The following is a 21,796-nucleotide window of genomic DNA, read 5'->3' as shown; positions in this document are numbered from 1 at the left end:
GTAATTATTTTAAAGTTGATTTTGAAACACCTGTTTGGTATTGTCTGATAAGCAATTCCAAATAGGTGTTTCTGTTTCTCAGTAATTAAATATCTTCCGTGTTTTTTAATTTAACAAATACTTGACGAAACGTTAAAATAAAAATTGGATTATTATTAATTTATACCCTATCTTTGCAAAAGAAACAAAGAGTTATCTAATTTTATAAAGTTATGTTATCAATTCAATTACATCATCATCATTCTCATAATTGCTCTCAAGCGATGTGTTAATGGTATGCGTGTAAATCACAATAATCTAAACCCGTTTGAGTACATCAAGCGGGTTTTTTATTACCCTTTCTTTGTACTCAGGCATTAACTCAAAACAACAAACTAAAAAAAACTAAAATGAGTACACTTAAAATTGCAATTCAAAAATCGGGACGTTTAAACGAAGAAAGCATCCAAATCCTAAAAGACTGCGGTATTTCAATAGACAACGGAAACGACCAGTTAAAAGCCGAAGCAACTAACTTCCCCTTAGAAGTTTTATTTCTTAGAAATTCTGACATCCCGCAATACTTAATTGACGGTGTTGTTGATGCAGCTATCGTGGGAGATAATCTTTTGGTAGAAAAAGGAAAAGGGATTGAAGTAGCCCAAAAATTAGGTTTTTCAAAATGCAGAGTCTCTGTTGCAGTTCCCAAAACCTTCGAATACAATTCTATAAAAGATTTAGACGGACTAAGAATCGCTACATCTTACCCTAATACAGTTGTTGACTATTTTGCTTCCTTTGGAATGACGGTTGATATTCACCAAATTTCAGGGTCAGTTGAAATTGCACCAAATATTGGCCTTGCCGATGCTATTGTAGATATCGTTTCAAGCGGAAGCACTTTATTCAAAAACAACTTGAAAGAAGTTGAAGTTATCCTGAAAAGTGAAGCGGTTTTGGCAGTTTCTCCAAAAATAAACCCAGAAAACCAAAAGTTAATCGACACTCTGAAATTCCGAATCGAATCGGTTTTGAGAGCCAGAAAATCGAGGTATATTTTGATGAATGTTCCAAACGACAAAATTGATGAAGTTGGAAAGATTCTTCCAGTGTTACGAAGCTTAACTGTTCTGCCTTTGGCGCAGGAAGGATGGAGCAGCGTACACTCGGTAATTGACAAAGATACTTTCTGGGAAGTAATCGACAAATTGAAGGATGCCGGTGCCGAAGGAATTTTAGTTTGTCCTATTGAAAAAATGGTACTTTAAGTTTCGCGCTTTAGGCTGTAAGCAATACGCTTTAAGCCTCAAAACATATCGTAAATTAACTTATAGTATACCGCTTAAAGCTTAAAGCATAAAAAAATGAATAAAATATACAATCCAAAACCAGAAACCTGGTCCTCAATTTTAGAAAGACCAACTAAAACAGTTGACGATATAGAAGCAACGGTGAAAGGAATTTTCAAAGAAGTGCAGTCAAAAGGAGATTTTGCAGTAGCAAAATACACTTCACTTTTTGACGGAGCTTCAGTTCCTGAACTGGAAGTTTCACAAACCGAAATAGCCACGGCAATCGCAACTATTTCAAAAGAATTAAAAGAAGCCATCCAATTGGCAAAATCAAATATTGAAAAATTCCACTTAGCCCAAAAAACAAATCGCATTGAAGTTGAAACCATCGAAGGCGTAAACTGCTGGCAGGAAAAAAGACCTATTCAAAAAATCGGTTTGTATATTCCGGGCGGAACCGCTCCTTTGTTTTCGACTGTGCTAATGCTGGCAGTTCCAGCAAATCTTGCAGGATGCAGCGAAATCGTACTATGTTCGCCTCCTGACAAAAATGGTAATATTAACCCTGCCATTTTATATGCCGCTTATTTATGCGGTGTGACCAAAATTCTGAAAGTAGGAGGGATTCAGGCTATTGCCGGAATGACTTTTGGAACTGATACAATCCCAAAAGTGTATAAAATATTCGGACCGGGAAATCAGTTTGTAACTGTTGCTAAGCAATTGTCCACTCAATTTGGTGTTGCAATTGATATGCCGGCGGGACCATCAGAATTGTTGATTGTTGCCGATGATAATGCCGTTCCTGCATTCGTTGCATCCGACTTACTTTCTCAAGCCGAACACGGAACAGACAGTCAGGTGATTTTAGTTTCCACTTCAAAACAATTGATCGATGAGGTAGAAAAAGAAATCCAATCACAAATGGATGTTTTACCTCGAAAAGCTATCGCAGAAAAAGCTATCGCCAATTCCAAATTGATTTTTGTTGAAAATGATGCCATCGCTTTAGAATTAATCAATGAATACGGACCTGAACATTTTATCATTTGTACCAAAGACGAAGCTTTCTATGTAGATAATATTGCCAATGCCGGTTCAGTTTTCATCGGAAACTACACTCCGGAAAGTGCAGGAGATTATGCTTCGGGAACTAATCATACGCTACCAACAAATGGTTATGCCAAAAATTACAGCGGTGTAAACCTTGATAGTTTTACCAAATCGATGACTTTCCAAAAAATATCCGAAAAAGGTATTCAAAACATTGGAAAAGCGATTGAAATAATGGCTGAAGCCGAGGGATTACAGGCGCATAAGAATGCAGTTACCTTGAGATTGAAGAATTTAAAATAGAGACAAGAAACAAGAGCAAAGACAAAGATTAAAAGAATTGCAGAACTGAACACAAAGTCTTTCTTCTTGCATCTTTTTTCTTTTCTCAAAAAAAATAAAAAATGACTTTCGATATAAACACTATAGTACGTGAAAACGTCAAGAAATTAAAGCCTTATTCTTCGGCTCGTGATGAGTTTGAAGATTTCGATACAGCTGATATGATTTTTTTGGATGCCAATGAAAATCCATATCAAAACGGCGTAAACCGCTATCCAGACCCACAGCAAGGCAATGTAAAAGTGGTTTTGGGAAAAATGAAGAATGTAAACCCAAAACAAATTCTGCTAGGAAACGGAAGCGATGAGGTTTTGGACTTATTATTCAGAGCTTTCTGTGAGCCAAAAGTTGACAACGTAATTTCGTTACCTCCAACTTACGGTATGTACGGTGTATTGGCCAACATCAATGCCGTTGAAAACAGAGAAGTATTGCTTTCGAATGATTTTCAGCCACAAGTGGAGAAAATTTTAGAAGCAGTTGATACTAATTCTAAAATCATCTTTTTGTGTTCGCCAAATAATCCTACTGGGAATTCTTTTTCAGAGGAAAGTGTTAGAACATTATTGGAAAGTTTCAATGGATTTGTCGTTATTGACGAAGCTTATATTGATTTTTCAGATAAAGAAGGCTGGTTGAAAAAATTAGATCAATATCCAAATTTAATTATTACACAGACTTTATCTAAAGCTTATGGTCTGGCAGGAATCCGTTTAGGAGTTTGCTATGCTTCTACAGAAGTAATTTCGGTTTTAAACAAAATCAAACCGCCTTATAATGTAAACGAATTGACACAGCTTCGTGCTTTGGAACGTTTAAGTGATGAAGTGAAAATTGCAAGTGAAATAACCTCAATTATAGCACAAAGAACCGAATTACTTTCAGTTTTAAACAAAGTATCTTTCGTGGATAAAATCTATCCGACAGAGGCTAATTTTATCCTAATAAAAGTGGATGATGCCAACAAACGTTACGATGAGTTAATTGCCAAAGGAATTGTGATTCGCAATAGAACGACTCAGCCACTGTGTGAAAATACCTTGCGTTTGACTATTGGAACTGAAGAAGAAAATAAAAAATTAATTGAAGCATTACAAAATTAATCAACTAAGACCTAACAGGTTTTAGAAACCTGTTAGGTCTAGAATAAAATAACTTATGAAGAAAGTACTTTTTATAGATCGTGATGGAACGATTGTATTGGAACCGGAAGGATATCAATTAGACAGTTTAGAAAAACTGGAATTTTACCCAAAAGCATTTCAGTATTTGGCAAAAATCGCCAAAGAAATGGATTACGAACTGGTTATGGTGACCAATCAGGATGGTTTGGGAACTGATAGTTTTCCGGAAGATACTTTTTGGCCAACACAAAATTTCATTTTGAGAGCTTTTGAAAACGAAGGAGTCCTTTTTGATGATATTTTTATAGATCGTTCTTTTCCTGAAGACAATGCACCAACACGTAAACCAAGAACGGGAATGTTGAAAAAATACATTGATAATCCTGAATACGATTTGGCTAACTCATTTGTTTTAGGCGATCGCATTACCGATGTGGAATTGGCTAAAAACCTAGGCGCAAAAGCTATTTTCTTAAAATCGGAAGATGATTTGGGAATCGCTGAAATCTCAAGCAAAAAAGAAGAATTAGACGAAATCATTGTCTTGCATTCTACCGATTGGAAAGTGATTTACGAGTTTTTAAAACTAGAAGCGCGTTCGGCGTCGATTTCAAGAAAAACAAACGAGACAGATATTTACATCAACCTGAACTTGGACGGAACAGGAAAAAGCAAAATCGAAACGGGAATTGCCTTTTTTGACCACATGCTTGACCAAATTGCACGCCACGGACAAATGGACTTGGAGATTTTGGTAAAAGGCGACCTTGAAGTTGATGAACACCATACGATCGAAGACACGGCAATTGCTTTGGGAGAAGTTTTTGCGAAAGCTTTAGGAAACAAATTAGGAATTGAACGTTATGGCTTCTGTTTACCAATGGACGACTGCTTATCTCAAGTAGCAATTGATTTTGGTGGTAGAAACTGGCTAGTTTGGGAAACCGAATTCAAACGCGAAATGGTAGGTAAAATGCCAACGGAAATGTTCTATCATTTCTTTAAATCTTTTTCTGACGGAGCCAAAGCCAATATCAACATCAAAGCAGAGGGTACGAACGAACATCACAAAATCGAAGCTATTTTTAAAGCTTTTGCGAAAGCGATAAAAGTAGCCGTAAAACGTGATACCGAGAAAATGATTTTGCCTTCAACAAAAGGAATGCTTTAATATTACCAATTATGGATGCTCAAAAATTTGCTTCAGAATGGATTGAATCCTGGAATTCTCACGATTTGGATGATATTTTAAATCATTATTCAGAGGATATCGAAATTACTACTCCAATGATAAAATTGGCTGGAGGAATTGAAAGCGGTTCTCTTGTTGGAAAAGCCTTGGTTAAAGATTATTGGAATAAGGCTTTAACTAAATTTCCTGATTTACATTTTGAGCTGATTGAAGTTACATCTGGCGTCAATTCAGTCGCTTTATATTACAAATCTATTATGGGAAAAATGGCAATTGAAGTTATGTTTTTCAATGATAAAGGATTGGTAAATAAAATGATAGCGCATTATACTAATTAAGAAAAATGAAAATAGTAATCATAAATTACGGAGCAGGAAATATCCAAAGCATTATGTTTGCCATCGAGAGATTGGGATTCAAAGCCGTTTTGAGTAATGATCCTGAGGAAATAAAAAAGGCAGACAAAGTGATTTTCCCTGGAGTGGGAGAGGCGAGTTATGCTATGATGATGCTCAAAAAAAGTGGATTAGACACTTTGATTCCGACACTACAACAACCCGTTTTGGGAATTTGTTTAGGAATGCAGTTGATGTGTAACCGTTCTGAAGAAGGAAACACAGAAGGTTTGGGAATCTTTGATGTAGATGTTATTAAATTTTCGCCAAAAGTAAAAGTGCCTCAAATGGGTTGGAATATCATTTACAACCTAAAATCGGATTTATTCAAAGATGTGGCCGAAAAGGAATATATGTATTTGGTTCATAGTTTTTATGCGCCTATTTGCAAAGAAACCATTGCAACCACTGATTATGACGTTGAGTATTCTTCGGCTCTGGAAAATAACAATTTCTACGGAACGCAATTTCACCCTGAAAAAAGCGGTGATGTTGGCGAGCAAATCCTTGGAAATTTTCTGAAGCTATAAAAGGTAATGACAATTTCAAAAATCAATTTCAATAGCAATCTGAAATCAAAAATCGTTAATCTACAATCAAAAATTAAATGAGAATAATACCCGCAATAGACATCATCGAAGGAAAATGTGTTCGCTTATCCAAAGGCGATTACAATACCAAAATCATATATAACGAAAATCCGCTGGAAGTAGCAAAATCATTCGAAGCGCACGGAATAGAATATTTGCATTTGGTAGATTTGGATGGGGCAAAATCAAGCAAGATTGTCAATTATAAAATATTGGAACAAATCGCCACGCAAACCAAATTGAAAATTGATTTTGGCGGAGGTTTAAAAGCCGATTCTGATCTGAAAATCGCTTTTGAAAGTGGTGCGAACCAAATCACAGGCGGAAGTATTGCCGTAAAAAACAGACCAATTTTCGAAAAATGGATTGCAGAATATGGTTCGGACAAAATCATTCTAGGAGCCGATGCCACTAATGAAAAAGTAGCGGTTTCCGGTTGGCTGGAAGATTCAAACGAAGATTTGGTTCCGTTTATACAAAATTATCAGTTAAAAGGGATTCAATACGTAATTTGTACCGATATTGCCAAAGACGGGATGCTCGAAGGACCAAGTTTTGATTTGTATGCCAAAATTTTAGATCAGGCGAAAGGTGTAAAATTAATCGCCTCTGGTGGAATTTCTACTTTTGATGAATTACCTAAACTGGCCGAATTGGGTTGTGAAGGAACCATCATCGGAAAAGCCATTTACGAAGGCAGAATTTCGTTGAAACAATTGGAAAATTATATCATATCGTAGAGACGTTGCAGTGCTACGTCTAACCCAATCAAAATAAAAACACCGAATAGTTTAGACGTTGCAGTGCAACGTCTCTACCGTAACAATAATAAAAATGTTAACAAAAAGAATAATACCCTGTCTGGACATTAAAAACGGAAGAACCGTAAAAGGCGTTAATTTCGTAGATTTGCGGGATGCAGGTGATCCTGTGGAATTGGCAAAAATCTATTCGGATGAAGGAGCTGACGAATTGGTTTTTCTGGATATTTCGGCAACAGAAGAAAGAAGAAGAACTCTAGTTGATTTGGTTCGGAAAGTGGCGGCAACAATTAACATCCCGTTTACTGTAGGCGGCGGAATTTCAGCAGTGAGTGACGTTGAAGTTTTGCTTCAGAATGGAGCTGACAAGGTTTCTATCAATTCATCGGCGGTGAAAAACCCACAGTTGATTAATGATTTGGCACAAAAATTCGGAAGCCAATGTGTAGTAGTTGCAATTGATGCTAAGCAAATTGAAGGTGAATGGATTGTACATTTGGTAGGAGGAAAAGTTCCGACGGAAATAAAATTGTTTGACTGGGCAAAAGAAGTAGAACAAAGAGGGGCGGGAGAAATCCTTTTCACTTCGATGGATCACGACGGAACCAAAAACGGCTTTGCCAATGAAGCTTTGGCAAAATTATCGCAATTGGTAAATATTCCAATAATCGCTTCTGGAGGTGCTGGAAATATGCAGCATTTCACAGATACCTTTATCAATGGAAAAGCAGACGCAGCATTGGCAGCGAGTGTATTTCATTTCAAAGAAATTGAAATCAAAACCCTGAAAAAAGAATTAAAAAACAATAATATAGAAGTTAGAATATAGTTTTATCTTTAAGACTTTAGACCAAAAATATGAACATAGATATCAAAAGCGCACACGGATTAATTCCGGCAATTATTCAGGATTCGGAAACAAAAAATGTTTTGATGCTGGGGTATATGAATGAAGAATCACTTCAAAAAACAATTGAAACTCAAAAAGTAACTTTCTTCAGCCGTTCCAAACAAAGACTTTGGACAAAAGGTGAGGAAAGCGGTAACTTCTTGGAACTTGTAGATATTAAAAATGATTGTGACGGCGATACGCTTTTGATTCAGGCAAAACCAGTGGGACCAACTTGCCACACGGGAGCTGACACCTGCTGGCAAGAGCCTAATGCGCAGGAATATGGATTCATTTCACATTTGGAAAATACAATCAAAACCAGAAGAGAAAATGCTGATTCTGAAAAAAGTTATGTGGCTTCTTTATTTGAAAAAGGAATTAACAAAATTGCACAGAAAGTAGGTGAGGAAGCAGTCGAAGTAGTTATTGAGGCAAAAGATGATAATGATGATCTGTTCTTAAGCGAAAGTGCTGATTTACTTTTTCACTACCTTATTTTGCTACAGGCAAAAGGATATCAATTGAATGATGTTGTGAATGTTTTGAAAGGGCGTCAGAAGTAAGTTTTAGACCACGAATTACGGGGATGAAACAGATTTTTTTAATCTATCCCTATACTAAGTACCAATTTAACCGCAAGGTTCGCGAAGGAAAATCGCAAAGTCCGCAAAGTGTTGCGTTCATAGCTTTTCTTTGTGAACCTTGCGGTTATTTTTTTAGTTTTTAAAGAGAAAGAAAATCGATGAAATTGGTATAATTCGTAGCCTATACAATTTCTTTTTTATTTATGAAAAACTCAAAAAAAGTATGTAATTTTGATACAAAATTTATAAATCCATGAAGAAACACCTAAAAACGTTATTAATTGTATTCTTAATTTCCAGTGGAATTCAGGCACAGGGACTTCTTAGTAAATCCGAGACCCATTTTAGCCGACAGGATTCTCTTAGGGGCAGTATTACTAAAGAAAGATCGTGGTGGGATCTAAAACATTATGACCTTACAATAAAAGTAAATCCAGCAGACAGCACAATTACAGGGTCTAATACCATTCAGTATAAAGTTTTGCAGCCATATAAAACAATGCAGATAGACCTGCAGGAGCCTATGAAAATCACGAAGGTTACCCAAGACGGAGGGGCTTTGAAATACAAACGAGATGGAAATGTATTTTATATTTCATTGGTTTCAGCCCAAAATAAAGGAGAACTAAAAGAAATAACGATATTTTATCAAGGGAAACCAAAAATAGCAGTAAATCCGCCTTGGGATGGGGGTATTACCTGGAAAAAAGATAAAAACGGAAATAATTTTATTGCGTCTTCCTGCCAAGGATTAGGCGCTAGTGTCTGGTGGCCGAACAAAGACCACATGTATGATGAAGCAGAAGGAATAAAAATCAGCGTGAACGTTCCTGGAAATTTAACTGATGTTTCCAATGGCCGTCTTCAAAATGTAAAAACATTAAAAGACGGAACTAAAACCTATACCTGGGCTGTAAAAAATCCAATTAACAACTATGGTGTAAATATCAATATCGGTGATTACGTTACTTTTTCAGAAAAATACAAAGGAGAAAAAGGAGATCTGGACTGTACTTATTATGTTTTGAAAGATAATCTGGCCAAAGCCAAAGAACAATTCAAAGATGTTTCTAGAATGCTGAAAGCTTTTGAACACTGGTTTGGACCGTATCCTTTTTATGAAGACAGCTACAAACTGGTTGAAACTCCTTATTTAGGTATGGAGCACCAAAGCTGTGTTACCTACGGAAACGGATACCAAAACGGTTATCTCGGACGCGATTTGAGCGGAACAGGCTGGGGATTAAAATTTGATTTTATCATTGTTCATGAATCCGGACATGAATGGTTTGCCAATAACATTACCTACAAAGATATCGCCGATATGTGGATCCATGAGAGTTTCACTAATTATTCCGAAAGTCTTTTTCTGGAATATTACTATGGAAAAGAAGCAGGCCTTGAATATGTCCGCGGTACCCGAAAAAACATTCAAAATGATATCCCGATCATTGGTCATTATGATGTAAACAGTGAGGGTTCCGGCGATATGTACTACAAAGGCGGTAATATGCTCAATATACTGCGCCAGCTGGTTAATGATGATGCAAAATGGAGAAATATCCTGAGAGGCCTGAACAGTACTTTTTACCATCAAACGGTAACGACCAAACAGATTGAAGATTACCTAAGCCAGCAGTCCGGCTTGGATTTAAATCCATTTTTTAACCAATATCTGCGAGATGTTCGAATTCCGACATTAGAATATACTGTTCAGGACAATACCTTGAAATACCGCTGGACAAATATTGTTGCCGGTTTTGAAATGCCTGTAAAAGTTTCTCTTAATGGAAAAGAAATCACTTTAAAACCAAAAGCAGACTGGAGTGAATTTAACAATGATTCTAAAATTGAAAAAGTCGAGGTAAATAAAGATTTTTATGTGCTCTCTAAAAATGTGAATTAAATCATTTTACATTCTTCAAAAAACAAAAATACCAGCGGATTGCTGGTATTTTATTTTTTATAAACTTATAGCTATTCAATTTCTTTCAAAATTGCAGCAGAAGTCAGTCTTTAAGTAAGAACCTATTAAAATAATTATAGTAAATGTTTGGAAACATATTCAAAACTTGTTTTAATCGAATCAGCTGGGTTTGGAGAATAATTGGTTTCCTGCTCTACAAAAAAGTGCTGCATTCCTGAGAGTTTAGCTTCAGTAAAAATGGTTTTGAAGTTGATACTTCCTTCTCCAATTTCGGTATTCCATTCTGCTTTGGACTTATCCATATCTTTTACATGCCACATTGTAAATCGGCCGGGATTAGCTTTAAACATCTGCAAAGGATCATTTCCTGAACGGACCGCCCAATATATATCCAATTCAAAATCAACTAACTTTTTATCCGTTTCCTGCAGTAAAATATCATAACCTGTTTGATTTCCAAACTTTTTAAATTCAAAATCATGATTGTGATAAGCTAATTTTAGTCCGGATTGTTTACATAAAACGGCTGCTTCATTTACTTTTTGCGCAATTCGTTTAAAACCATCTAGATCACTTCTTAATTTTTCATCTAAATAAGGAACGGTTATGTATTCACTTCCTAATTGATTAGCGCATTCAATAGAAGCTTTCAGAAAATCAGCGTTATTGTCTTTTATAAAAGAATTAAAATCATAATGTCCGCTAGGTGCTTTTAGACCATTATCGGCAAGTATTTTTTTGAAATCTTTCGCTGAAGTGCCAAAAAAACCTTTATCACTGGAGTAGCCATAGGTTTCCACTTCTTTATAACCTGACTTAGCCACATGTTCTAAAACTCCTTTCACATCGTTAGAAAATGCTGCCCTCAAAGTATACAATTGAATACCGATATTTTTTTGTTTTGAAGTAAAGGCAAGGGAAGGAGCAATTGCCAATGCGCCTAATGCCAAACCACTGTTAATTATAAAATCTCTTCTCTTTATCATTTTTTACTTTATTAAATTAAATATCACAAATTGCTATTGCTTTTTTCAAAGAGGCAATTTTATCTTCTTGTTTTGGGATAAACTCTTGCCCCACAAATCCCGTAAAACCAGTTTGAGCAATAGCTTTCATGATGGCGCTGTAATTAAGCTCTTGGGTTTCATCAATTTCATTGCGTCCCGGAACTCCTCCTGTGTGGTAATGAGCAATGTGCTGATGGTTTTCCTGTATGGTCCGAATGACATCTCCTTCATCTATCTGCATATGGTAAATATCATAAAGCAGTTTGAAATTTTTAGAATTGATTCGTTTCACCAATTCGACACCCCAATAGGTTTTGTCGCATTGATAATCTTTATGGTTAATTTTACTATTTAGTAATTCCATAACCAAGGTAACCTGATACTTTTCAGCCAATGGTATTAATTTTTGCAGTCCAAGCACGCAATTATTCCAGCCTTCTTCATCTGTTTTCCCTCTTCTGTTTCCACTAAAACAAATCAGATTTATGTAGCCTGCTTCGGCAACGAACGGAATCATTTCCGTATAATTTTTAATCAGCTGTTCATGAAATTTTGGATCATTAAAACCATCCACAAGATTTAATTCGGCACCATTACACATTGTAGAAGTAAGATTGTGTTTTTTCAATATTGGCCAATCTTGCGGGCCTACTAAATCAATTCCTGTGATTCCAATCTTTTTTGCTTCCACACAAAGCGTTTCTATATCAAAATCTTTAAAGCACCAGCGGGCTACAGAATGGTTAATTTTTCCTTTCAGCATATTCGGATTTGATTTAAGTTCTTCTTTAGTTTCAGCCAAAGCTAATAAATCTGCTGGAACTCCTAATGTCAAAGTTCCGGCAAGAATACCTTTTATAGCAGTTCTTCTATCTGTCGCACTCATAATCGTTATTTTTAAATTGCTTAAATTTCATCAGCCAATTTATTTTTATCTTGAAATAAAAGAGCAAAAATCAAAAATACAGCAAAAGCGATTCCCGCAGGAATTATCCAAACCATCTGCCAATCGACCGCTCCTTCAGCTGTTTTATAATTATCCGTAATCCAGCCTGCAACTGCAAACCCAATTAACATTCCAATGCCATAAGTAGCTAACGTAATCAGCCCTTGAGCGGCACTTTTATATTTTTCGCCTGCTTTTGAATTAGTATAAATCTGCCCTGAAACAAAGAAAAAATCATAGCATATTCCGTGCAGAGCAATTCCTATTATGAGCATAAAACTCAAATCACTGCCATTGCCATAAGCAAATAAAATATAACGGACTGCCCAAGCAAGCATTCCCACCAAAATTGTTTTTTTAAATCCAAAACGGGCAAAAAACACAGGAATTAATAATAAAAAAAGTGCTTCGGATATTTGACCAACAGCCATTTTTCCTGTCGGATTTTCAACTCCGGCAGCAGTCAGAAAAGGATGTGCATTCTGATAATAAAAAGCTAATGGGATACAAATTAAAATTGATGAAATAAAAAATATAAAGAAATTTTTATCCTTCAAAAGTTTTAAAGCATCAAGACCAATAATATCTCCTATTTTAATATTCCCTTCATTAACTTTTGGAGGCGTTTTTGGCAGATTAAAACTTAATAAGCCTAAAACCAAAGCAGCAGTTCCTGCTAAAAGAAATGTGTTTTTTAGCAATCCATTTGAAACAGCTTCTGCAGCATCCCAATGAAACAGGAAACTAATGGATAATCCTGCCAAAATCCAGCCTATCGTACCCCAGACTCTAATATTTGCAAATTCCTTCTCCGCATCTTTCATCTGATTGAATGCCACTGAATTTACCAAAGCTAATGTCGGCATATACAAAATCATATAACTCAATACATAAATATAAAACATACCTATGTCTGCAGATTGGTACATTTGATACATTAAAAATGCACCTGCTAAATGCAAAATACCCAAAATTTTCTCAGCATTAAAATAACGGTCTGCAATCAAACCAATAATGAAAGGCGCGATGATGGCTCCCCACGATTGGGTAGAAAAAATAGCCGCCGTTTCTGAACCAGATGCCTTTAAATTGTTTCCTAAAAATGTACCAAGAGTGACAAACCAAGCCCCCCAGATAAAAAATTCGAGAAACATCATTACAGATAATTTAATGCGGATAGTTGTATTCATAAAGTGGGTTGATTTATAAAAAATGTTTCGAATCTATTATTTACAGCCTGTTGTAGTTTCCATTGTATTCCATTCCTTAATAATAATGTTGCGGTACCATACATTATTACCATGATCCTGCAAAGCAATTTTTCCTTTTTTGAAAGTTCCAAAACCTGGCCAGCTGGCAAATTTGCTTCCTGCAACCAATACTTTAAAATTATCATCCCAAAGTGTCGTCTCAATAACAATAACTCCGTTTAAAACAAAAGTCAGTTTACCGTTTTTGCAGACAACTTCAGCTGTATTCCATTCTCCAACAGGTTTTACTGGTTCTGATTTGCTTTGAATTAAATCATACAGATCTCCTGCTCGGTGCTTAGTAATTTTACCATCAGGATGACCGTCATTGTCCAAAACCTGCATTTCTAAACCCGTCTCATAAGTGTTTTTATATTTCTGTGCATTTTCATTTACATAAAATATAATACCGCTATTCGCTTTAGGAGCAACTTTCCAGTCCAATTTTAAATGAAAATTTTCATATTCGGCATCAGTTACTAAATCTCCTCCCTGACCATTTTTTGCAGCTTCTGGATCAAAATGCAAAACACCGTCTTCAACCTTCCATCCGCCGCTAACAGAAGTTTTGCCATAAGTATGCCAGCCTGTTGTCGTTTTTCCGTCAAAAATGGGTTTAAATCCTTTTTGCGCCTGAAGGTTTTGGAATAAAGTGAATACTAATACTGCTGTAATAATCTTTTTCATGGTTATAATCTTTAATTTTAATATTTTTTAAAAACTTAGGTTTTTCCAGCCTTCTCTATAATTGCGTTTTACAAATTGATTTACATCATCAACATTGGTTACTTTCTTAGCATTGTTATCCCAAAGCATTTTAACTGAACGTCCTGGATATACATCTTCTCCCAAATATTCTTTGTGCAGATCATAACCTCTTACTGCAAGATTTGCCATTAATAAGGCTTCTGTTAATGGACCCGCAATTTCAAAAGGAGAACTGAGCTCTTTCTTACCATATCCAGCAATACAGCCCTCTATCCACTGTTTTTGATGCCCATTGGCTCCATCTTTTACACGAGGGTATTTTTGAGCAATTTTTAAGTTTTCATTACGGCTTAAAGGCAATAATCTTGGATTTTCACTATAAGTATCACAAATCATTTTTCCCTTTGTTCCAATGAATAATGTGCCATTGCCGCCATCTCCAAAGATTTCGTTTGCACCTAATTCTTCAGGGCGATCCGGCTGAATACCGCCGTCCATCCAGTGCAATTTAATATCGCCTTTTGTTTTATTAGTTTTTGGAAACGTTAATGTTACATGACTCGAAGGCGGACAGCTTTCTGGAAAATATCCTCTCCTGAACTCATCAACATAAACTGAACCAACACTGCACTGCACATCTTTTGCATATTTTAGATTCAATACAGAAAATGGTGCTTCCATCAAATGACAGCCCATATCACCCAACGCACCAGTTCCATAATCCCACCAGCCGCGCCAGTTGAATGGTACTAACTTATTTACATAATTTTTATAAGGAGCGGTTCCCAGCCATAAATCCCAGTCTAATTCTTTAGGTATTTCGGTTTTAGATGTTGGCCAGGGAACTCCTTGGGGCCATACAGGCCTGTCTGTCCATGCATAAACAGTATGTACATCGCCGATTAAATCAGCATCATACCATTCTTTTAGAATTCGTGTGCCATCATTCGAAGATCCCTGATTTCCCATCTGCGTAACTACTTTATAACGAGTAGCAGCCTGAGTCATCATATGAGCTTCGTAAATATCATGCGCCATTGGCTTTTGCACATACACGTGCTTGCCTAACTGCATAGCCGAAAAAGCTTGAATAGCATGATTATGATCTGGAGTAGAAACTGAAACTGCATCAAAATTTTTATGTTCTTTATCCAGCATTTCCCGCCAGTCTTTATAAAATTTAGCATTCGGAAAAGCTTTTACACTATCAGCAGCTCTTCTTGTATCGACATCACACAAATAAGCAATATTAGCGATACCGCTTCTTTCAAAAGAAGAAATATCTGATTTGCCTTTTCCGCCAACACCAATACTGGCAATTACTAATTTATCACTGGGAGCTACAAAACCCCTTCCCATAACGTGTCTGGGAATAATCATTAATCCTGCTGTTGCCAGTACACCTTTTTTAAGAAAATCTCTGCGAAGAGCAGATTCTGGCTCTTTTTTTTGATTAAAATCTTGATCCATAAATAGATTTTACAATTTTATTTGTTCAATGACAGAATGTATTTTGCAATTTTTTTTGCATCCTCTTTCTTTAATGTGCCATGTGAAGCCATAGGTACAGCCCCCCAGACTCCAGAACCTCCTTTGATAATCTTATCTGATAAATAGCTGATACTTTTGTCATTCATTGGGTATTTTTTGGCGATATCCAAATAAGAAGGACCAATTACCTTTTTGTCTATTTTATGACAAGTTGCACAATCTAACTTTTTAATTATTAGCTCTCCTTCAGAAGGCTGGACTTCTTCAGTATCACTATATCCCGTTGGAATTGATTCGTATTTAGAGAAAGAGCTCAAAGCGCCCAGCATTAGTATTGCTGCTAAAATTTTAATTTTCATTATTTACTGTTTATGTTTTTTAAAGACCTAAATTTTTTCTGTTAAGCTGTGTATTTGTTTCTACCGAGGCAAAATCATCAAAAGCTTTATCGGTAACTTTAATGATATGCTTTTTTATAAATTCGGCTCCCTCTCGGGCTCCGTCTTCCTGATTTTTTAAACAGCATTCCCATTCCATAACTGCCCAGCCTTTATAATCATATTGTGCTAATTTGCTGAAAATGGTTTTAAAATCAATCTGACCATCGCCAGGCGAGCGATAACGGCCTGCGCGGTTTACCCAGCTTTGATAACCGCCAAAAGTGCCTTGTTTTCCTGTTGGATTAAATTCGGCATCTTTAACATGGAAAGCTTTGATCCGTTCATGATAAAAATCGATGTACTGAATATAATCTAACTGCTGCAGCACAAAATGTGAAGGATCATAAAGCAGGCAGGCACGCTGATGATTGTTTACCGCTTTGAGAAACATTTCGTAAGTTTCGCCATCAAATAAATCTTCTCCCGGATGGATTTCATAGCAGACATCTACACCGTTTTTATCAAATTTATTAAGGATAGGTAACCAGCGATTTGCTAATTCTTTGAATCCCTCTTCAATTAAACCTGGGGGACGCTGTGGCCAAGGATGAAAATACTGCCACAATAACGAACCACTGAAAGTAGCGTGTGCATTAAGTCCTAAATTTTGTGAAGCTTTTGCAGCATAATGTAATTGCCGAACTGCCCATTCTTGTCTTGCTTTTGGATTTCCGCGCAAAGCCTGCGGTGCAAATCCATCAAAAAAATCATCATACGCAGGATGAACAGCAACCAGCTGACCTTGTAAATGAGTAGAGAGTTCAGATATTTTTAAGCCGTATGAACCAACAATTCCAGTTAGCTCATCAGCATAAGTCTTGCTTTCAGCAGCTTTTTGCAGATCAATAAATCGAGAATCCAGAGTTGGAATCTGTATTCCTTTAAAACCCAGATTGGCAGCCCATTGGCAAATTCCCTCCAAAGAATTAAAGGGGGCTTCATCAGATATAAATTGTGCTAAAAAAACCGCAGGTCCTTGTATTGTGGTCATTTGTGATACTTTAAAATTTAAATTCAGTCCATTTTTGAGATGATTTACCCGAAGCAATTACATTTTCTATAAAAGCCATTCCTCTAACACCATCTTCTACCGTTGGAAAATCAAGCATATTTGCTGTTGGTTCTTTACCTTCTAATTTTGACTGCAAAGTCAGAGCAAAATTTTTGTATAAATTAGCAAAAGCCTCCAGATATCCTTCGGGATGTCCGCTTGGGATTCTAGAATTAAAAGCTGCTATTGGAGCTAAATACCCGTTTCCAGTGCGATACAATTGAGCAGGAGCATCCAGCCATTTTACAACTAAAGTATTTGGTTCCATCTGATGCCATTCTAATCCTCCTTTTTCGCCATAGACTTTAATTTTTAAGCTGTTTTCTTCACCGGCAGCAATTTGGCTGGCTACCAGAATTCCGTTGGCACCATTATCAAATTTAAGCAGTACATTTCCATCATCATCGAGTCTTCTATTATCAACAACAGTATTAATGTCCGCACAGATTTGTGTGATTCTTAATCCTGAAATATATTCTGCCAAATGTGCAGCGTGAGTTCCAATATCTCCCATACAGCCGCTGATTCCGCTTTTGGAAGGATCAGTTCTCCAAGCGGCCTGTTTGTTGCCGCCATTTTCAAAGTCAGTACTCAGCCAGCCCTGCGGATATTCAACCATTATTTTCCGAATATTTCCAAAATGATTTTCAGCAACCATATTCTTTGCCTGTTTTACCATCGGATAACCGGCATAAGTATGTGTTAAACACAAATAAAGCCCAGTTTCATTAACTTTTTGTTCCAATAATCTGGCTTCCGCCAAAGTCAAAGTCATCGGCTTGTCCAATACCACATGAAAACCATTTTCTAATGCTAACATAGCAGGAGCAAAGTGGGCATGATTTGGAGTAACTATCGAAACAAAATCCATTCTCTCATTTTGAGGTAATTTTGCCTCTGTCTCAATCATTTTGGCATAGGATTCGTAACATTTATCCGGAGATAAACCTAATTCTTTACCAGACTCAAGGGATACATCAGGATTAGAACTAAAAGCACCACAATGCAGTTCGATTAATCCATCCATGTTTGCCGAAATTCGGTGAACTGCTCCAATAAAAGCATTTTTGCCACCGCCGATCATTCCCATTTTTAATTTTCTCATAATTGAATAATCCTTGTATCTAGATATTTTTTTTCTTTAATTCTTTTACAGCGTAATCAACAGCTCTAGCAGTTAAGGCCATATAGGTCAGTGAAGGATTTTGGCAGGCACTTGATGGCATGCAGGAACCATCAGTTACAAATACATTGCTCACTTCATGCATCTGGTTCCATTTGTTCAATACTGATTCTTTTGGATCGTTCCCCATACGGGCTGTCCCCATTTCATGAATTGTCATTCCCGGATAACAGCCATTATCATACGCTTTTACATTCTTGACACCAGCCGCTTCCAGCATTTCGGCCGCGTCATACATCATATCCTCACGCATTTTGGCTTCATTTTCCTTGTATTCACAGTCAATTGCCAATACAGGCTGTCCCCATTTGTCTTTTTTAGAATGATCGATGTACACTTTATTTTCGAAATAAGGAAGCATTTCTCCAAAACCGCCAAGTCCCATTGTCCATGATTCTGCCGGTCGTGATAAAATTTCTTTGAAATCTCCTCCAAAATCTAATTCGGCAACTTCTTTATGCCAGTTTCCTCTGCTTGCTGCACCCTGATATCCAAATCCTCGTAAATAATCTCTCTTGTCATCTTTAAAATTCTGATACCTTGGAATATAAATACCGTTGGCTCTTCGTCCATAAGTATATTTGTCCTCGAAACCTTCAACAGTTCCTTCGGCACCGCATCTAAAATGATGATCCATTAAATTGTGCCCAAGCTGTCCGCTGCCATTACCCAAACCATTCGGATGTGCTTCTGAAGTTGAATTTAATAAAACAAAAGTGGAACCTAGCGTTGATCCGTTTACAAAAACAATTTTGGCATAAAATTCCATGCTTTCATTTGTCTGTGCATCAATAACCATAACACCTTTGGCTTTCTTTGTTTCTTTATCATAAATTATATGATTGACAATCGAGTAGGGGCGGACGGTTAATTTTTTAGTAGCCATGGCTGCCGGCAGAGTTGAGGATTGCGTACTGAAATAAGCTCCAAAAGGACATCCTCTGCTGCATAAATTTCTATATTGACAGCTGCCTCTTCCTAAATGCGGTACAGTCAGATTTGCTGTACGGCCAATAGTCATTATTCTGGATTTGTTATAATGCTTTTCGATGCGTTCTTTCACTGATTTTTCAACACAGTTCATATCCATTGGGGGTAAAAATTGTCCATCAGGTAGTAAAGGCCAGCTTTCAGTCTGACCGCTGATACCTGCAAATTTTTCAACATAATCATACCAGGGTGCAATATCTTTATAACGGATTGGCCAGTCATTTCCGTGGCCGTCTTTAAGATTATCTTCAAAATTATGATCACTGAAACGATAACTCTGGCGTCCCCACATCAAGGATTTTCCACCAACATGGAAGCCTCTGTACCAGTCAAAACGTTTATCTTCGGTATACGGGCATTCTAAGTCATTCACCCACCATTTTTCGTTTGCCTGCTGGTATGGATAATCTCTGGTCTGTACAGGATGCGTCCTCTTTTGCTCTTCGGTTAATTTGCCGCAATAAGCTATTTCCCAAGGAGCTTTCATCGCCGAATCATAATCTTTTATATGCTCAATGTTTTCTCCACGCTCCAGCAATAGTACTTTTAATCCTTTTTCGGTTAATTCCTTGGCTGCCCATCCGCCGCTTATTCCAGATCCTATGACAATTGCGTCATAGGTATTTTGCTTTTTAAAATCGGTATTGATATTCACTTGTCTCTTTTTATCAATTAATAAAAATAATTAAAACGGTCAGACACTTATGTTGCCCATGCTTTCTGTCCAGGAATGTAATCTGCATTTCCATCATATTTACCTGGAATTGGCAGATATTCTCTAGCCATTGTACAGCCAATCTCTGAAGAAAAATAACCTAATATTGTCAAATCTCTGGCAATCAAAAAGAAAGAAGGCTCGTGATTATTATCAATTGACTGCTGTTTTAATTCATTCATAAGCTGTTTTTTTTCTTCGTCATTCAGGCTTAAAAATTCTTTATTAAATTTAGTCTTAGACAGAACTAACATCTCATCAAAACCTTTTTTAAAAACAGCCTGCAGATTTGCCGGGTAACAATCTTTTATAATTAATGGAATCAATGTGCCAACACCCGCAGCTTTTGCGCCTGGGGATTTTGCAGTAGAGGGCAAAATGATTTCCGAAAATTCAGCTAGAATTTCCTCATCAGATACAGAATAAAGATGGGAGCTGTTTTCAGGTAAAACAGTAAAACTTTCAAATAATACCCCGATAGTTGTAGCAGAAACTGCTCCTCCCATTAAAAATGCTATTTTTTTTAGAGCTTCACGTCTTTCCATTTATTTTTATTTAAAATATTACACTTTATTTACAAATAATGCAATTATCAATTAACTACAATAATAGGCAAAAAACAGATATATTAATCTTTTTAATGTTAATTAATAACAAAAATAATGTTTCACATTTAATAAACGCTTTAGTGTTATTTAAAAAAACAAATAGCAATCTGTAATGAGTTGAAAAAAAAATGCAAAGTTTTGACAATCTATTTCAACTAAAAATAGAATAAAAGAAATTATTAATGAATAAAATTCTTGTTAAATATTTAAATTTAAGCCAAGAAATGTGCAATCGGATATAAAAAAGAAAATATGACTGTCCGCAAATAATGCCATGTATTTTTTCGCCGCTGATTACACCGATTCTCACAGATTTCTTTACTATTTTTTAAAAAATTCTGCGTAACCTTTTTAATCTGTTGCTAATTCGAACAGTTTAGTATTAGTTAAGGATAATCATAAAAAAATAAAGAAGTTAATTTCCCTGATCAAACAGCTGCACCTGGCTTTTTAATCTTTCAATCAATAAGTTCATCATTCTTTTGTTGAGACTAGAGGAATTTTGAATATAAAGTGCATACTCATCAGTTGTAAATAGGGCAATAACCATTCCTTTCAAAGCATTTCGGAATTTGATGTCTTTTTGAATGGCGTTTTCGATGACAGCCAATTTACTTTCAACCGATTTTGCGTAAAAATCCCTTTTGTATTTACTGATATAATTTAGAAAAGAAGCAATAAACAAATCGTTCTGCAATTTTAAAATCGGTCTAATAACCTCATTTTGAAACAGCTCTTCCGAAGACGACTCAATATTTGATTCTCCCAATGATTCTCCGCGAAGTTCCTTGATTAATTTATCTCTCTGATCCATCTTTTTTTCTTTAAAAATATAAAAATTACTGTTAGCAATGTCTTATTTTAGCATTATTAAATAAAAATTTATGCGATTTCATACTAGAAAATGGGTAAAACCTGAAGACTTAAACCCAAATGGCTCTTTATTTGGAGGTAAATTATTAGCTTGGCTGGACGAAGAACTGGCTCTATATTCTATTATACAATTAGAAAACCCCAGAATTGTTACAAAACACATGTCGGAAATCAATTTTAGAAGCTCTGCTAGACAAGGTGATATCGTTGAAATCGGGATCGATGTGGTAAAATTTGGCCATACTTCGTTAGTGTTAAAATGCGAAGCACGAAATATGATGACCAGAGAAACCATTATTACCATTGACGAAACCGTTATGGTAAACTTAGGAGAAGACGGAAAACCCAAAGCACATGGAAAAACCGAAATTGAATTTGTAAAAGACAGATTAGGTTTTTAAGA

22 protein-coding genes are annotated in these 21,796 nt (G+C 36.2%); 11 read left to right on the top strand and 11 right to left on the bottom strand.

The features are described 5' to 3' along the window. Positions 1–389: 389 nt before the first annotated feature. From hisG to IRZ80_RS11760, 10 genes are all read left to right on the top strand, one after another. Positions 390–1,247 carry an ATP phosphoribosyltransferase gene (gene hisG, locus IRZ80_RS11805; protein ID WP_194641768.1) on the top strand — a complete coding sequence of 286 codons (858 nt, stop codon included), beginning with the start codon at positions 390–392 and terminating at the stop codon, positions 1,245–1,247. 96 nt (positions 1,248–1,343) lie between these two features. Next, complete coding sequence (hisD, locus tag IRZ80_RS11800; RefSeq protein ID WP_194641767.1) at positions 1,344–2,627, top strand: histidinol dehydrogenase; 1,284 nt, start codon at positions 1,344–1,346, stop codon at positions 2,625–2,627. A gap of 101 nt (positions 2,628–2,728) precedes the next feature. Then, positions 2,729–3,769 (top strand): histidinol-phosphate transaminase, encoded by a 1,041-nt coding sequence (gene hisC, locus IRZ80_RS11795; protein ID WP_194641766.1) that lies wholly within the window; start codon positions 2,729–2,731, stop codon positions 3,767–3,769. A 55-nt stretch (positions 3,770–3,824) separates the two neighbouring features. Continuing rightward, on the top strand, positions 3,825–4,961 hold the full coding sequence (gene hisB, locus IRZ80_RS11790) for a bifunctional histidinol-phosphatase/imidazoleglycerol-phosphate dehydratase HisB (RefSeq protein WP_194641765.1): 1,137 nt from the start codon (positions 3,825–3,827) through the stop codon (positions 4,959–4,961). An 11-nt stretch (positions 4,962–4,972) separates the two neighbouring features. Continuing rightward, complete coding sequence (locus tag IRZ80_RS11785; protein ID WP_194641764.1) at positions 4,973–5,320, top strand: nuclear transport factor 2 family protein; 348 nt, start codon at positions 4,973–4,975, stop codon at positions 5,318–5,320. Between the two features lie 5 nt (positions 5,321–5,325). After that, the gene (gene hisH, locus IRZ80_RS11780) at positions 5,326–5,907 is read left to right on the top strand and encodes an imidazole glycerol phosphate synthase subunit HisH (protein ID WP_194641763.1); all 582 of its coding nucleotides are present in this window, start codon (positions 5,326–5,328) and stop codon (positions 5,905–5,907) included. A 77-nt stretch (positions 5,908–5,984) separates the two neighbouring features. After that, positions 5,985–6,707 (top strand): 1-(5-phosphoribosyl)-5-[(5-phosphoribosylamino)methylideneamino]imidazole-4-carboxamide isomerase, encoded by a 723-nt coding sequence (gene hisA, locus IRZ80_RS11775; protein ID WP_194641762.1) that lies wholly within the window; start codon positions 5,985–5,987, stop codon positions 6,705–6,707. Positions 6,708–6,801: 94 nt separating this feature from the next. Continuing rightward, positions 6,802–7,557: an imidazole glycerol phosphate synthase subunit HisF gene (gene hisF, locus IRZ80_RS11770; RefSeq protein WP_194641761.1), complete on the top strand. Its 756-nt coding sequence runs from the start codon at positions 6,802–6,804 to the stop codon at positions 7,555–7,557. Between the two features lie 29 nt (positions 7,558–7,586). Continuing rightward, positions 7,587–8,183, top strand: coding sequence for a bifunctional phosphoribosyl-AMP cyclohydrolase/phosphoribosyl-ATP diphosphatase HisIE (gene hisIE, locus IRZ80_RS11765; protein ID WP_194641760.1), 597 nt, complete (start codon positions 7,587–7,589; stop codon positions 8,181–8,183). 274 nt (positions 8,184–8,457) lie between these two features. Beyond that, positions 8,458–10,110 carry a M1 family metallopeptidase gene (locus IRZ80_RS11760; protein ID WP_194641759.1) on the top strand — a complete coding sequence of 551 codons (1,653 nt, stop codon included), beginning with the start codon at positions 8,458–8,460 and terminating at the stop codon, positions 10,108–10,110. A gap of 134 nt (positions 10,111–10,244) precedes the next feature. On the opposite strand, the gene IRZ80_RS11755 is transcribed toward IRZ80_RS11760, so the two are convergent. The 11 genes from IRZ80_RS11755 to IRZ80_RS11705 form a co-directional block, all read right to left on the bottom strand. Continuing rightward, on the bottom strand, positions 10,245–11,117 hold the full coding sequence (locus IRZ80_RS11755; RefSeq protein ID WP_194641758.1) for a sugar phosphate isomerase/epimerase family protein: 873 nt from the start codon (positions 11,115–11,117) through the stop codon (positions 10,245–10,247). A gap of 16 nt (positions 11,118–11,133) precedes the next feature. After that, positions 11,134–12,024: a hydroxypyruvate isomerase family protein gene (locus IRZ80_RS11750; protein ID WP_194641757.1), complete on the bottom strand. Its 891-nt coding sequence runs from the start codon at positions 12,022–12,024 to the stop codon at positions 11,134–11,136. Positions 12,025–12,044: 20 nt separating this feature from the next. Further along, the gene (locus tag IRZ80_RS11745) at positions 12,045–13,274 is read right to left on the bottom strand and encodes a nucleoside permease (RefSeq protein WP_194641756.1); all 1,230 of its coding nucleotides are present in this window, start codon (positions 13,272–13,274) and stop codon (positions 12,045–12,047) included. Positions 13,275–13,310: 36 nt separating this feature from the next. Then, positions 13,311–14,021 carry a DUF1080 domain-containing protein gene (locus tag IRZ80_RS11740; protein ID WP_194641755.1) on the bottom strand — a complete coding sequence of 237 codons (711 nt, stop codon included), beginning with the start codon at positions 14,019–14,021 and terminating at the stop codon, positions 13,311–13,313. A 27-nt stretch (positions 14,022–14,048) separates the two neighbouring features. After that, positions 14,049–15,512, bottom strand: a complete 1,464-nt coding sequence (locus IRZ80_RS11735; RefSeq protein ID WP_194641754.1) for a Gfo/Idh/MocA family protein — start codon at positions 15,510–15,512, stop codon at positions 14,049–14,051. 17 nt (positions 15,513–15,529) lie between these two features. Then, positions 15,530–15,892, bottom strand: coding sequence for a c-type cytochrome (locus IRZ80_RS11730; protein ID WP_194641753.1), 363 nt, complete (start codon positions 15,890–15,892; stop codon positions 15,530–15,532). Between the two features lie 19 nt (positions 15,893–15,911). Further along, positions 15,912–16,964 carry a sugar phosphate isomerase/epimerase family protein gene (locus IRZ80_RS11725; protein WP_194641752.1) on the bottom strand — a complete coding sequence of 351 codons (1,053 nt, stop codon included), beginning with the start codon at positions 16,962–16,964 and terminating at the stop codon, positions 15,912–15,914. Positions 16,965–16,974: 10 nt separating this feature from the next. After that, positions 16,975–18,129 (bottom strand): Gfo/Idh/MocA family protein, encoded by a 1,155-nt coding sequence (locus IRZ80_RS11720; RefSeq protein ID WP_228520889.1) that lies wholly within the window; start codon positions 18,127–18,129, stop codon positions 16,975–16,977. A gap of 19 nt (positions 18,130–18,148) precedes the next feature. Next, the gene (locus tag IRZ80_RS11715; RefSeq protein ID WP_194641751.1) at positions 18,149–19,852 is read right to left on the bottom strand and encodes a GMC oxidoreductase; all 1,704 of its coding nucleotides are present in this window, start codon (positions 19,850–19,852) and stop codon (positions 18,149–18,151) included. A 47-nt stretch (positions 19,853–19,899) separates the two neighbouring features. Continuing rightward, positions 19,900–20,457, bottom strand: coding sequence for a gluconate 2-dehydrogenase subunit 3 family protein (locus IRZ80_RS11710; RefSeq protein WP_194641750.1), 558 nt, complete (start codon positions 20,455–20,457; stop codon positions 19,900–19,902). Between the two features lie 478 nt (positions 20,458–20,935). Then, positions 20,936–21,334 (bottom strand): glyoxalase, encoded by a 399-nt coding sequence (locus tag IRZ80_RS11705; RefSeq protein ID WP_194641749.1) that lies wholly within the window; start codon positions 21,332–21,334, stop codon positions 20,936–20,938. A 70-nt stretch (positions 21,335–21,404) separates the two neighbouring features. Here IRZ80_RS11705 and IRZ80_RS11700 point away from each other — a divergent pair, with 70 nt between their 5' ends. Next, entirely contained in the window at positions 21,405–21,794 is a 390-nt protein-coding gene (locus IRZ80_RS11700; protein ID WP_194641748.1) for an acyl-CoA thioesterase, read from the top strand. Positions 21,795–21,796 lie beyond the last annotated feature (2 nt).

Source organism: Flavobacterium sp. HJJ, from assembly GCF_015351475.1.
Classification (GTDB): Bacteria; Bacteroidota; Bacteroidia; order Flavobacteriales; family Flavobacteriaceae; genus Flavobacterium; species Flavobacterium marginilacus.
Note: the sequence above shows the minus strand (reverse complement) of the source record. Positions and strands in the feature narration are given on the sequence as shown.

What these genes read in the sequence shown, in the direction of transcription:
- hisG (WP_194641768.1), top strand. Translation starts at nt 390, where the DNA reads ATGAGTACACTTAAAATTGCAATTCAAAAATCGGGACGTTTAAACGAA.
- hisD (WP_194641767.1), top strand. Translation starts at nt 1,344, where the DNA reads ATGAATAAAATATACAATCCAAAACCAGAAACCTGGTCCTCAATTTTA.
- hisC (WP_194641766.1), top strand. Translation starts at nt 2,729, where the DNA reads ATGACTTTCGATATAAACACTATAGTACGTGAAAACGTCAAGAAATTA.
- hisB (WP_194641765.1), top strand. Translation starts at nt 3,825, where the DNA reads ATGAAGAAAGTACTTTTTATAGATCGTGATGGAACGATTGTATTGGAA.
- IRZ80_RS11785 (WP_194641764.1), top strand. Translation starts at nt 4,973, where the DNA reads ATGGATGCTCAAAAATTTGCTTCAGAATGGATTGAATCCTGGAATTCT.
- hisH (WP_194641763.1), top strand. Translation starts at nt 5,326, where the DNA reads ATGAAAATAGTAATCATAAATTACGGAGCAGGAAATATCCAAAGCATT.
- hisA (WP_194641762.1), top strand. Translation starts at nt 5,985, where the DNA reads ATGAGAATAATACCCGCAATAGACATCATCGAAGGAAAATGTGTTCGC.
- hisF (WP_194641761.1), top strand. Translation starts at nt 6,802, where the DNA reads ATGTTAACAAAAAGAATAATACCCTGTCTGGACATTAAAAACGGAAGA.
- hisIE (WP_194641760.1), top strand. Translation starts at nt 7,587, where the DNA reads ATGAACATAGATATCAAAAGCGCACACGGATTAATTCCGGCAATTATT.
- IRZ80_RS11760 (WP_194641759.1), top strand. Translation starts at nt 8,458, where the DNA reads ATGAAGAAACACCTAAAAACGTTATTAATTGTATTCTTAATTTCCAGT.
- IRZ80_RS11755 (WP_194641758.1), bottom strand. Translation starts at nt 11,117, where the DNA reads ATGATAAAGAGAAGAGATTTTATAATTAACAGTGGTTTGGCATTAGGC.
- IRZ80_RS11750 (WP_194641757.1), bottom strand. Translation starts at nt 12,024, where the DNA reads ATGAGTGCGACAGATAGAAGAACTGCTATAAAAGGTATTCTTGCCGGA.
- IRZ80_RS11745 (WP_194641756.1), bottom strand. Translation starts at nt 13,274, where the DNA reads ATGAATACAACTATCCGCATTAAATTATCTGTAATGATGTTTCTCGAA.
- IRZ80_RS11740 (WP_194641755.1), bottom strand. Translation starts at nt 14,021, where the DNA reads ATGAAAAAGATTATTACAGCAGTATTAGTATTCACTTTATTCCAAAAC.
- IRZ80_RS11735 (WP_194641754.1), bottom strand. Translation starts at nt 15,512, where the DNA reads ATGGATCAAGATTTTAATCAAAAAAAAGAGCCAGAATCTGCTCTTCGC.
- IRZ80_RS11730 (WP_194641753.1), bottom strand. Translation starts at nt 15,892, where the DNA reads ATGAAAATTAAAATTTTAGCAGCAATACTAATGCTGGGCGCTTTGAGC.
- IRZ80_RS11725 (WP_194641752.1), bottom strand. Translation starts at nt 16,964, where the DNA reads ATGACCACAATACAAGGACCTGCGGTTTTTTTAGCACAATTTATATCT.
- IRZ80_RS11720 (WP_228520889.1), bottom strand. Translation starts at nt 18,129, where the DNA reads ATGAGAAAATTAAAAATGGGAATGATCGGCGGTGGCAAAAATGCTTTT.
- IRZ80_RS11710 (WP_194641750.1), bottom strand. Translation starts at nt 20,457, where the DNA reads ATGGAAAGACGTGAAGCTCTAAAAAAAATAGCATTTTTAATGGGAGGA.
- IRZ80_RS11705 (WP_194641749.1), bottom strand. Translation starts at nt 21,334, where the DNA reads ATGGATCAGAGAGATAAATTAATCAAGGAACTTCGCGGAGAATCATTG.
- IRZ80_RS11700 (WP_194641748.1), top strand. Translation starts at nt 21,405, where the DNA reads ATGCGATTTCATACTAGAAAATGGGTAAAACCTGAAGACTTAAACCCA.